Origin of the sequence: Shewanella insulae (assembly GCF_009831655.1) — a bacterium.
GTDB lineage: Bacteria > Pseudomonadota > Gammaproteobacteria > Enterobacterales > Shewanellaceae > Shewanella > Shewanella insulae.
In genome coordinates this window covers 648,548-661,001 of the sequence record NZ_WRPA01000001.1, presented here as the reverse complement: position 1 = coordinate 661,001, position 12,454 = coordinate 648,548, and the positions used below count along the sequence as shown (strand labels likewise).

Sequence of the window (12,454 nt, the reverse complement as noted above, 5' to 3'; positions counted from 1 at the left end):
CAAATTTATGCGAAATAAGAGGACTCTCAGATGCGCATTATGCTATTAGGTGCCCCAGGTGCCGGTAAAGGTACTCAAGCCCAATTCATCATGGAAAAATACGGCGTGCCACAAATTTCTACGGGCGACATGCTCCGTGCAGCCGTTAAAGCGGGAACGCCTCTGGGTCTCGAAGCGAAGAAAGTGATGGATGCAGGACAGTTGGTTTCTGATGAGCTGATTATTGGACTGGTTAAAGAGCGTATCGCCCAGGACGATTGCGCCAAGGGTTTCCTGCTTGACGGTTTCCCTCGCACCATTCCTCAGGCCGATGCGATGGCGGCTAGCGGCATCGATATCGATCACGTGATTGAAATTGACGTGCCAGACGAAGAGATCGTTAAGCGTATGAGCGGTCGTCGTGTTCACCCTGGTTCTGGCCGTGTTTATCACATCGTTTATAACCCACCTAAAGTGGAAGGCAAAGATGATGTGACTGGCGAAGACCTGGCGATTCGTCCCGATGACGAAGAGAGCACAGTGCGTAAGCGTCTTGGCATCTACCATGAGCAGACTAAGCCTCTGGTTGAGTACTATGGTAAAGTTGCCGAGCAAGGCAAGCTGACCTACAACAAGTTCGACGGCACTCAGAGTGTTGGCGACGTGAGCGAGGCTATCGTTAAGGCGATTGGCTAAGCCGGCTCCTTTAATGAGCTGCTTCTCATATTTGAAAAAGCCCACCTAGGTGGGCTTTTTTTATGTCAGGGTGGGTGCTAGCCTAGCGCTATCCTTGTCAGAGAATATGAGTAGAGTAATTCTTGAACAAAGTCGACAACTTATCTCCCGCCAAGCTTGGTGTCTTGCTGGTTAATCTCGGCACGCCAGATACGCCAACCCCTAAAGATGTTAGGCAGTTCCTGAAACAGTTTCTCAGCGACCCGCGCGTGGTCGACTTAAGCCCCTGGATCTGGAAACCCATACTCAATGGTATCATCTTAAATACTCGCCCCAAGGCGGTGGCCAAGCTCTATGAGTCTATCTGGTGGCCAGAAGGCTCGCCGCTGATGGTGATCAGCGAGCGTCAACGTGAGGCGCTAAGCGAGATACTTAAAGCGCGTCATGGCCGTGATATTCCGGTTGAGTTGGGGATGAGTTATGGCAATCCTTCGTTGTCCGCGGGTATCGATAAGCTGCTGGCCAAGGGCATTGAACGCCTGGTAGTGCTCCCTCTGTATCCACAATATTCCTGCTCGACAGTGGCACCGGTATTTGATGCCATCGCCAGCGATTACAAGCAACGTCGTAACTATCCCGAGACGCGCTTTAGTAAAGAATATTTTAACCATCCAGCCTATATCGCGGCATTGGCTGACTCTGTGCGGCGTCATTGGCAAGAAAAGGGACGGGGCGATTGCCTATTAATGTCTTTTCATGGTGTGCCGCTGCGTTATGTGACCGAGGGCGACCCTTATCAGGCACAGTGCCAACACACGGCCCAGCTATTGGCCGAGGCATTAGGATTATCTGAATCCCAGTGGCGTCTCTGTTTCCAATCGAAATTTGGTAAAGAGGAGTGGCTGACGCCAGCAACCGACGCCCTGCTTGAGAGCCTGCCAAGCCAAGGGGTCAAGCGAGTGGATATTCTCTGCCCGGCCTTCGCGGTAGATTGTTTAGAGACGCTTGAAGAGATCTCGATTGGCGGCAAAGAGAGTTTTATCGAGGCGGGCGGCGAGGCCTATCATTTCATCCCTTGTCTGAACGATGATGAGGCTCATATGCAATTGCTAGCAGACCTGGTTACCGAGCAGGCGGCGGGTTGGCTTAAATCTTAAGCAAAGAATCGTGTGTTAACGGCATAAATCACTGCCCGATGCTATTTTATATGGTACGATCCGCCGCCGAATTTTTATGGCGAAGGTGCCCGCGTTGCATAAATCACCACGCGGCCTGATAGACAGCAGACTAAGGGGGTCTAGTGTGCTGTCTATTCTTATTTGATTCTGCATGGATGCATTAGAGTGAGTTCCTTATGAAGTTTCCCGGTCAACGTAAGTCGAAACATTACTTTCCAGTTAAGAATCGCGATCCATTATTGGCGCAGTTAACGCTGCAACCGCAGCATATTTCTACCCACATCAGTGGAATCGATCAGACGCTTGTCGATATCGAGGCCAAAGTGGGTGACGAGTTGCTTAGCCGTTACGCCTTACCAAAAGGGAATTCGACGCTGATCGATGATGAGAAGGCGCACCAGCTCTATACCGAGCTGAAATCTTCTGAGCTGATCAGCGATGAATTTGCCGGTGGCACCATAGGCAATACGGTACACAACTATTCTATCCTCGCCGATGATCGCTCTGTACTGTTTGGGGTGATGAGTAACCATCTCGAGGTAGGCAGCTATGCCTATCGTTACCTGTGTAACACTTCCTCCAAGGTGGATCTTAACTATCTGCAGCCGGTAGATGGGCCAATCGGTCGTTGTTTTACCCTGATCTCTGAGTGTGGTGAGCGTACCTTTGCCATCAGCAAGGGGTCGATGGACAAGCTTACGCCAGAATATATCGACCAGGAGATAGTGCAATCTTCCTCTGCCCTAGTGCTGACCGCCTATCTGATGCGCGCCAGCGGTGGCGATAAGATCACCGATGCGGCCTTAAAGGCCATCGAATATGCCAAGGCGGCAGACGTGCCCGTGGTGTTGACCCTGGGAACCCGTTTCTTAATCGAAGAAGATCCCCAATGGTGGATTGAATTCATTAAAGATAATGTCACCATCCTGGCGATGAATGAAGATGAAGGTGAAGCCCTGACTGGGTTTAAAGATCCCTTGAGTGCCAGCAACGCCGCGTTAGACTGGTGCGATATGGTGCTCACCACGGCAGGGCCGCTTGGGCTCTATACCGCGGGTTATACCGAGGACTCGGAGAAGCGTGAAACTAGCCATACGTTGTTGCCCGGTGCGATTCCAGAATTCAATCGTTACGAGTTTTCAAGACCTAAGTTAAAACGAGACTGTCAGACGCCGATCAAGGTGTTTGCGCATATTCCACCTTATATGGGCGGGCCTGAGATCATCCGCAACACCAATGGTGCGGGCGATGGTGCGCTGGCGGCGCTGCTGCACGACCTTGCTTCTAATACCTATCATAAGGCCAATGTACCAGGGTCGAGCAAACATAAGCGTGATGGCCTGTGTTATTCCTCTTTCTCGCAGATCTGTAAGTATGCCAATCGCGTCGCCTACGAGGTACTGGCTCAACATAGCCCACGCTTGTCTCGTGGTCTGCCAGAGCGTGAAGATAGCCTGGAAGAAGCTTACTGGGAAAGGTAGGCGTTTGGGCTAGAGCAGACTTTTGACAGGCTTTATTACGCAAACGTTTGTAGCAATTTCTACATATAGATAATAAAGGCGTCCATTGGACGCCTTTTTTACTTGTGCAACTTAATAACGTCTGGGCTATCTACTCTTTAAGCTCGGCATTTACCTGGTCGACGAAGCTCCCCGCCGTCTTGCCTGCCTGAGGGTCATCGAAGGTTGCTTGGTTAAATGCATTTTCAGACTTGGCGATGATAAGGGTAGCTACCGAATCTCCCGTCACATTGACGGCGGTGCGCACCATATCCAGCAGTCGGTCGACTCCCATGATAAGGGCGATACCTTCGACAGGCAGGCCCACTTGGTTCAGTACCATGGCGAGCATGATAAGGCCAACCCCGGGTACGCCAGCAGTGCCGATAGAGGCAAGTGTCGCCGTGATGACCACCATGGCATAGTCGGTGATGGTGAGGTCGATACCAAATACCTGGGCGATAAATACCGTCGCAACCCCTTGCATTATTGCCGTGCCGTCCATGTTAATGGTTGCGCCGAGAGGCAGAGTGAAAGAGGCTACCTTATTGTCTACGCCTAGACGATGCTCAGAGGTTTCCAGGGTCACAGGTAGGGTGGCGTTAGAGCTGGCTGTGCTGAAGGCGAATAGCTGCACATCTCGCATCTTACGAATAAAGGTAAAGGGGCTGAGTCCTGAGAAGAGTTTTAATAGTACTGGATAGCTGACAAAGGCGTGTACTAATAACACCATGAGCACTACCACAAAATATTTCACCACGCTTTCGAATGTCTCTAGACCTAAGGTTAAGGCAAGCTTCCCCATGAGGGCGAAAATACCGTAGGGTGCCAGCTGCATGATAAGGGTGACCACGCGCATGATCACCTCATTTAAATCGTTAAATAACGCAGATACTCGTTTACCACGCTCACCAATATGAGAGATAGCAAAACCAAAAATCACCGCAAAGATGATGATCTGTAGCATATTCCCCTCTGTCATTGCCTGTATTGGGTTACGGGGAACGAGATTGATCAATACGTCAGACAGGCTAGGTGCTTCCTTGACGCTGTACTGCATATTCTCAGCCGCCAGTGAGGCGTTACCTGGGTGGATGAGAAGGGCAACTAGAATCGCCATCGAGAGGGCGATAGCCGTGGTAAATAGATAAAAAGCGATAGTTTTTCCACCTAGCCTACCGAGGGATGATGGATCGCTGAGTGAACAGGTACCGCAGACTAAGGAGATGAAGACTAGTGGAACCACCAACATTTGTAAACTGGAGATGAAAATACTGCCAACCACATTTAATAGGCCGTTAGTTATATAGTTCTCGATAAATTCATTACCGGGCAAGAAACTGCGTAGCAGTAGCCCGATTAAAATACCTCCAGCCATACCAATGAGTATTTTTCCGGTGAGGCCAATTTTCTTGTTTTGCGTGCCAGCCATAATGCTTCCTGTATTATTTTTATGCATTTTATTTTGCACCTAAAGCCTAGCAAGAAACCCCAGGTGAGGAAACGGCTAATTAGTTAAAGTTTTTGTCACTTTTCCGCGCTTAATTGCGATTAGTGATGGAAAAGTTATGGGAAAATTGTGTAATGTTAACCTATAAGTAATAAGCAGATGCTTCTAACGATAATCTGAGTAACAGGGAGTCTGACAATGAAGTCAGCGTTTAAAGTTTTTACCTCATATTTATTTTTACTTTTTATTGTCGCCTGTAGCGGCGGGGGGAATGTCTCAAGTGACGGCTCTGGCGGAACGACGCCAGGCGAAGACACTTATAGTTTGTCTTTGGCACTAGTGAATGGAAGTGGCGAGTCAACTACTGATATATCCAATGCTCAACCAGGTAAGTTACATGCAACCCTTAACAAAAATGGAGCCCCTTTATCTGGTGGCAGAATAGTATTTTCACTACAAGGTGAAGGGGTGCTCACTCCCGATAGTGGTGTAAGCGACGCCGATGGTAAAGTGTCAATCGATGTACTTCCTGGAGACAAACTGGGCTCAGGCAAGATAACCGCATCATATGAAAATGAAAGTGGAACGACTGTAGAAGCTTCCATTTCTTTTAACACTCAAGGCGATGGCGGGGCTGCAACGGGCGGTGCGCAAGTTGCTCTGATATTGGTTGATGATTTAACCTCTATGACTCCGATTAGTACTATATCGTCATTATCGCCAGGTTATTTGGTCGCTACGGTATCGGGAATTTCAAAAGCAACGATTGTTAAATTCACTAGTGACATTGGCGAATTACCCATTGAGACAGCGGCTACCGAAGACGGTAAAGCTTATGTGCAAATTTTGGCGGGTTCTCAGCCTGGAGCGGGTATTGCTACAGCAACACTTGTTACCGGTGAAAAGGCAGAGTTAGTCTTTAAGGTTGGAGCGACAAATGTGTTAATGGGGAGTGGTGATCCTTTCCAACCAGAAGTAGCAGCAGTTTCGCCTGCAGTGGTCTCTGCAGGAGGTACTGCAAGCATCTCAGTTACACTTCAAGATGACGCTGGTAACCTTTTTACCGAGCCAGTCGAAGTAAAGTTTTCATCTGTTTGCGCTAACAAAACGCCAGCTGAAGCAGAGATAAGTTCTCCTGTCGTCGCCGTTAATGGTGTAGCAACTTCTACATATCTTGCAAAAGGCTGTGTGGGGGATGACGCGATAAATGTCAATGCGATTGTTGGCAGTAAATCATTGTCTGCAAAGGCGACGGTCAATGTCTTACCTGCAAGCGTGGGTAGTATCAAGTTTGTAGAGGCAATTCCAGAACTCATTCGTCTAAAAGGAACGGGCGGAGCCGAATCCTCGACGGTTAAATTCCAAGTGATAGATAACAATGGCAACCCGGTTAGTAATCAAAGGGTTAATTTTTCACTTAATTCGGATACCGGTAACATTGTGCTAGACCCTGAAACAGCTACAACTAACAGCCAAGGTATAGCGCAAACAGTGGTTAATTCTGGCACAGTTGCGACTTCTGTTCGAGTAACCGCGGTAGTGGATGGCAGCTCTCCAGAAATTTCCAGCCAATCTAATTTGTTGGTCATATCGACAGGTCTACCAGATCAGGACAGCTTCTCGTTATCGGCCGATATTCTTAACCCCGAGGGTTGGGACTATGATGGTGTAGTTGTCAATATCACTGCACGTTTGGCAGATGCCTTTAACAACCCTGTGCCGGATGGAACAGCAGTAACCTTCACAACAGAAGGGGGCGTTATTGATTCATCATGTACCACACAAGGAGGTGTATGCTCTGTGGAGTGGAAGAGTCAAAACCCTAGACCTACAGGTAAGACGCTGTTCGAACTTGGCCAAGAACCAACATTAGGAGCCGATATTGGGCAGCCTTATGGTGGGCGCGTAACTATCTTGGCGCGAGCAATTGGTGAAGAGTCTTTCCCTGATCTTAACGGTAATGGTCGTTTCGATTTAGCTGAATTTGAAGACTTTAAAACTAAACAAGACGTTGCGGGTAACTCCTATGATTTAGATGAAGCCTTTGTTGATCACAATGAAGATAGCTTATTCAATCCAAAGTTCGATGGCGAAGCGGGCGGTGATGCCGAAACTTATGTCGATTTTAATAACAACGGGGAATTTGATGTAAGCGATGGCCTTTACAATGGTAGCTTGTGTGCCTTAGATGCTAATAATACGCCTCATGCAGGTTGTTCCGCGGAAAAGAAATCGTTAGATGTAAGAGCTTCTTTAGTCTTGGTGATGTCTGGAAGCAGTGCTGTTGCTTCAACTCCAATTATCGTGGATAGTTGTACTGAAGATGCTTCACTTACAGATGATCCTTGTAAAGATCTTAATGGAAACCATGTGTTAGATATATTGGGTAAATCAACGGGTGGTGTATCGATTATTGTTGGTGATCTTCACAATCAACCATTACCGCAAGGCACTGTCATTTCCTTTACTCCATCGGCTGGTAGCTTAGCAAGTAAGGGAAGCTATACGGTTACCTCTACAAATGTTAATCGTGCGGAACCTTATAGTGTGACCATCAAAGGTGCCGAGCAACCAGATGCAGGCACACTCATCATCGAAGCTACTACGCCAAAAGGTGACGTTACAGAATTGGCAAAAATTCCAATTACGATTCACTAAGTCGATCTCAGTTAAGTATAAAGCGCACAAATTATTGTGCGCTTTTTTGTTTTCAGCCCTAAACCACCTACTTCAGTAGGTGGTTATCATCATTTTTGCTTTGCCTGTAATTTTTATCAATGGGTAGATGCAGTTACCCCTTGAACTGGGCTCTGTTATCCCTTTCACAATGCCATAAGTAGGCGAAATAACTACAAAATATGCAAGGTATACAAATAGACACTTATGGTCCCATTTGAGGGGCTTCCACAAAGCCGCCTTCTTCATAGGGGGGCTCTTTATGGGCTGCGGCAATGGAAAAGACGAACGTGAAGTGTTTTAAATTAAATATTATTCGGTAAAAAAATTTGTAAATAGTAATCAATTGTTAGAGTTGTGTATTAGAAATATATGAACTCATTTCAGGTAGGTCTTGTCACCTGTTTGTGAAATAGACGAGAAAAATTAGTTTGTGTTTGCCCCTAAACCTCAAAAGCCATCTTTTCAGATGGCTTTTGAGGTTTAGGGGCTTGTTACTTGATTCTAGTAACAATTACTTCTGGAACTGATACACGCTGCCTAGCTTCATTATCTGCGTCAGTTCATCTAGTGCGGTGCGCGATTCGATGATGAGCTGAGGATCGGCAAGATCTTCGATGGCGAGCTCGTCACGATAGTGTTTATCCACCCAGAGGTTGAGTCTGTTAAATAGCTCATCGTTCATCAGAGTGTTGGGGTTAACGGCTGCAAGCTCGGTGTCGTTCATGGCGACACGCAGGCGTAGACAGGCAGGGCCGCCGCCGTTTTGCATGCTCTGCTTCACATCGAAATAGTGTACCTGTTTAATGGGTGTCCCCATGGTCACTAGCTCGTTGAGGTAGGCATAAACCGCTTCATTTTCCTGACAGTTGGTTGGCGCTATGATGGCCATCTCACCATTGGGGAGGGTGACGATCTGGGTGTTAAACAGATAGCTCTTTACCGCATCCTGAATACCGACCTTGGCGGTAGGTACCTCGATAAAGTGCAGTTCGTTGCCGTTAAACTTACCTTGGATTTCCGCCAGCTTCTTTTGCGTATCGACAAATGCCTGTTCGTGATAGAAGAGCACGTTCTGGTTACCCACGGCGATCACATCGTTGTGGAATACGCCCTGGTCGATGACATCTGGGTTTTGCTGGATAAAGACGCTGCTCTCATCATCGAGCTGATGCAGACGGGCGATGGCCTGAGAGGCTTCTAGTGTCTGTCTTGCCGGGTACTTCTTCGGTTTTGGGGCGCTAGGATTAGTCGCTTCTTGACCATAAACAAAGAGTTCGATGCCGGCATGTCCGTATTCATTGCACAGACGTGTGTGGTTGGCCGCGCCTTCGTCGCCAAAACTCACGTGCTCTGGCAGATGTTGATGATGATGGAAATGGCGGGCGTTGTTAAAGGTAGCGGCCAAGATGTTACCTGTCGTCACCGGCTCTATGCTGCGATGTAGCTTATCTACCAAGTTTGCCGGGGTGAAATGGATCTTACCATCATGGGTATCGGCACTCGGTGATACAGTTGCGGCATTGGCCGTCCACATGCTTGAGGCGCTGCAGCAGGCTCTAAGGAGAGCAGGGGCGTGTTTAGCGGCTTTATTTAATACTTCTGCGTCTGTGCCAGAAAAACCGATTCGACGCAGTGTGTGAAGATCTGGGCGCTCCTGAGGGGCAAGCATACCCTGAGCCAGACCTAAGTCGGCGAGAGCCTTTGCCTTCTTGAGTCCTTGTTTCGCAGCCGCCTTAGGGCTGGATATTGCGGCGGCGTTATTTAAAGAAGCCACATTACCGTATGACAGGCCCGCATAATTATGAGTAGGTCCGACGAGTCCATCAAAGTTCGCTTCGTAATGCTTCATTGCATATCCTTCAAGTTATTATTGCTTTAATAATGCGCCGTTACAGGGTGAAAAGGCGCCGTCATTCGCTGAATTTGTGCACCAGTATACTTGAGCTTTAGGGCATAACAAGCTAGGAGAATGGGGCCTTATCTGTGATATGGGCTCAGAAATGCATAAGTATTGCTTGCTAGTTGGGGAATAATGAAATATTAGTTTTTAATTACGCAATATTATTTTTCACATTTTTTTCAAAAACGGTTAAAAATTGGCTCGCCGTAACAAATAAAACAGGGATTAGCTTGAAACTATTGATACAACCCTCTATATATGGAGCCAATTTACAGAATTTTGAGACTTTTTGGCGCAGATCATTCTATGGGTAAATCGCTAGTTATTGTCGAATCACCGGCCAAAGCCAAGACTATTAACAAATATCTCGGCAAAGATTACATCGTAAAATCGAGTGTAGGTCACATCCGTGATCTTCCTACCTCATCCACCAGTGACGCCAGTTCGGCGACGAAATCGCCTGCCGAAGTGCGTAAGATGTCCCCCGAAGAGAAGGCTAAATATAAGGCAGCAAAAGCAAAGAAAGCCCTGGTTGCGCGTATGGGGGTCGATCCCGAGCGAGGCTGGAAGGCTAAGTATCAGACACTGCCGGGCAAAGAAAAAGTTGTCAAAGAATTACAGTCACTTGCTGAAAATGCAGACCATATCTACCTCGCAACCGATTTGGATAGAGAGGGAGAGGCAATTGCTTGGCATCTTCAAGAAGTGATTGGTGGCGATCCAGAGCGCTATCAGCGTGTGGTGTTTAACGAAATCACCAAGAGCGCGATTCAAGAGGCATTTAGTCATCCGTCGCAGCTCAACACCAATATGGTTAATGCCCAACAGGCGAGACGTTTTCTCGATCGCGTGGTGGGCTTCATGGTGTCGCCCTTGCTTTGGAAGAAGGTGGCGCGTGGTCTCTCTGCCGGTAGGGTGCAGTCGGTGGCGACTCGACTTGTGGTCGAGCGTGAAGGTGAGATCAAAGCGTTCGTGCCCGAAGAATTTTGGGACATTCACGCAGAGCTGACCACCCTAGGTAACGAAGGGCTCAAGATGCAGGTGGCTAAGTTTAAGGGGGAGAACTTTAACCCCGTAAACGAAGACCAGGCCATGGTGGCGGTTAACGCACTGCAAGACAGCCAGTATCAGGTCACCAGCCGCGAGGTAAAAGGGACTTCCAGCAAGCCTTCGGCGCCCTTTATTACCTCGACGCTTCAGCAGGCGGCTAGTACTCGCCTCGGCTTTGGCGTCAAGAAGACCATGATGATGGCCCAGCGTCTCTATGAGGCGGGTCATATCACCTATATGCGTACCGATTCGACCAACTTGAGTCAGGAAGCCCTCGATAGCGTGCGGGACATGATTGGCAAGGAGTTCGGCGATAAGTACCTGCCTGAGGCACCGCTTCGCTATGGCAGCAAAGAAGGCGCCCAGGAGGCGCACGAAGCGATTCGCCCATCTGATGTGAATGTCAGAGCCAGCAGTCTAACCGATATGGAGAGAGACGCTCAGCGCCTCTATGAGCTGATTTGGCGCCAATTTGTTGCCTGTCAGATGACTCCTGCCAAATATGATGCCACGCGTCTGACTGTGACCGCAGGAGATTATGAGCTTAAAGCCAGTGGTCGTACCCTTAAGTTCGACGGTTGGACTCGGGTGCAAACCGCCCTTAAGAAGAAAAATGAGGAAGACAATACCCTGCCCTTGGTCGCCGAAGGAGACACCCTGGCGCTACAGGAGTTGTCACCTAAGCAGCACTTTACTAAGCCGCCCGCTCGCTACAGTGAAGCCTCCCTGGTGAAGGAGCTCGAAAAGCGTGGTATTGGCCGCCCATCGACCTACGCAACCATCATCTCTACCATTCAAGACCGGGGTTATGTGAAGGTCGAGAACCGTCGCTTCTATGCCGAGAAGATGGGCGAGATCGTCAGCGAAAGCCTGATCGGCAGCTTCGAAGAGCTGATGAGCTACGACTTCACCGCCGGTATGGAGCAGACCCTAGACAACGTGGCCCAGGGCCAGCTCGAGTGGAAGAAGGTGCTGGACGCCTTCTACAAAGATTTGACCGGCCAACTTGAAAAGGCCGAGCTGCCACCCGAAGAGGGCGGTATGCGCCCCAACGAGATGGTGCTCACGGATATCGCCTGCCCTACCTGTGGACGTCCAATGGGGATCCGCACCGGCACTACAGGTGTATTCCTGGGCTGCTCTGGTTATGCTTTGCCGCCGAAAGAGCGTTGTAAGACGACCATGAACCTGACGCCGGGTGAAGAGGCGGTCAGCGAAAACAGCGAAGATGCCGAAACCGATGCGCTAAGAGCCAAGCATAGATGTGATGTCTGTGGTACGGCCATGGATAACTATCTTATCGATGAGAAGCGTAAGCTGCACGTGTGTGGTAATAACCCCATCTGTGGCGGTTATGAGGTCGAACAGGGTCAGTTTAAGATCAAGGGTTATGAAGGACCCATCATAGAATGCGATCGCTGTGGCAACGACATGGAGCTGAAAAATGGCCGTTTTGGCAAGTATTTCGGCTGCACCAACAGCGAGTGTAAGAATACGCGTAAACTGTTGAAAAATGGTGAAGTCGCACCACCAAAAGAAGATCCTATCCATCTTCCGGAGCTTAAGTGTACTAAGTCTGACGGTTACTTTGTGCTCAGAGATGGTGCCGCGGGGATTTTTATGGCCGCAAGTACCTTCCCTAAATCTCGCGAAACCCGGGCGCCGCTAGTCGAAGAGCTGGTGAAGTATCGTGAATTCCTATGGCCTAAATATCAGTATCTGGCGGATGCGCCAGTGACCGACGATGAAGGCAATAAGGCGTTTGTTCGCTTTAGCCGTAAGACGAAGGAGCAGTACGTGGCGACCGAGGTCGATGGCAAGGCGACCGGTTGGACGGCCAAATATATCGACGGTAAGTGGGTCAGCGAAGCCAAGGCTAAGCCTAAACCAAAGGCGAAGAAGAAGGCCTAGACGCTGTCTAACTGACAGGCTGTCATTCACTTGTTAAGAGCCCTAACCGAGTTAGGGCTTTTTTATTGCGGCTAATTTAGTGATTCATAATCCGTTGGTTTAGGCTAATATAGATAAGATTACCTTGCTAATC

At 48.8% G+C, this 12,454-nt stretch carries 7 protein-coding genes; 5 read left to right on the top strand and 2 right to left on the bottom strand.

The window, feature by feature from the left end; genetic code table 11:
• Positions 1-30 precede the first annotated feature (30 nt).
• The 3 genes from adk to GNT65_RS02800 all read left to right on the top strand — a co-directional run bounded on the left by adk (position 31) and on the right by GNT65_RS02800 (position 3,313).
• Positions 31-675, top strand: a complete 645-nt coding sequence (gene adk / locus GNT65_RS02810) for an adenylate kinase (protein ID WP_160793579.1) — start codon at positions 31-33, stop codon at positions 673-675.
• A 122-nt stretch (positions 676-797) separates the two neighbouring features.
• A complete protein-coding gene (hemH, locus tag GNT65_RS02805) occupies positions 798-1,811 on the top strand; it encodes a ferrochelatase (protein ID WP_160793578.1) in 1,014 nt (337 codons plus the stop codon).
• A gap of 197 nt (positions 1,812-2,008) precedes the next feature.
• Entirely contained in the window at positions 2,009-3,313 is a 1,305-nt protein-coding gene (locus GNT65_RS02800; RefSeq protein WP_160793577.1) for an inosine/guanosine kinase, read from the top strand.
• A gap of 130 nt (positions 3,314-3,443) precedes the next feature.
• On the opposite strand, the gene GNT65_RS02795 is transcribed toward GNT65_RS02800, so the two are convergent.
• The gene (locus GNT65_RS02795) at positions 3,444-4,763 is read right to left on the bottom strand and encodes a dicarboxylate/amino acid:cation symporter (protein ID WP_160793576.1); all 1,320 of its coding nucleotides are present in this window, start codon (positions 4,761-4,763) and stop codon (positions 3,444-3,446) included.
• 216 nt (positions 4,764-4,979) lie between these two features.
• On the opposite strand from GNT65_RS02795, the gene GNT65_RS02790 reads away from it, so the two are divergent.
• The gene (locus tag GNT65_RS02790) at positions 4,980-7,439 is read left to right on the top strand and encodes an Ig-like domain-containing protein (RefSeq protein ID WP_160793575.1); all 2,460 of its coding nucleotides are present in this window, start codon (positions 4,980-4,982) and stop codon (positions 7,437-7,439) included.
• 532 nt (positions 7,440-7,971) lie between these two features.
• Here the strand turns inward: GNT65_RS02790 and astB are convergent.
• Positions 7,972-9,309, bottom strand: a complete 1,338-nt coding sequence (gene astB / locus GNT65_RS02785; RefSeq protein ID WP_160793574.1) for an N-succinylarginine dihydrolase — start codon at positions 9,307-9,309, stop codon at positions 7,972-7,974.
• 357 nt (positions 9,310-9,666) lie between these two features.
• On the opposite strand from astB, the gene topA reads away from it, so the two are divergent.
• Entirely contained in the window at positions 9,667-12,321 is a 2,655-nt protein-coding gene (gene topA / locus GNT65_RS02780) for a type I DNA topoisomerase (RefSeq protein WP_160793573.1), read from the top strand.
• Positions 12,322-12,454: the final 133 nt, after the last annotated feature.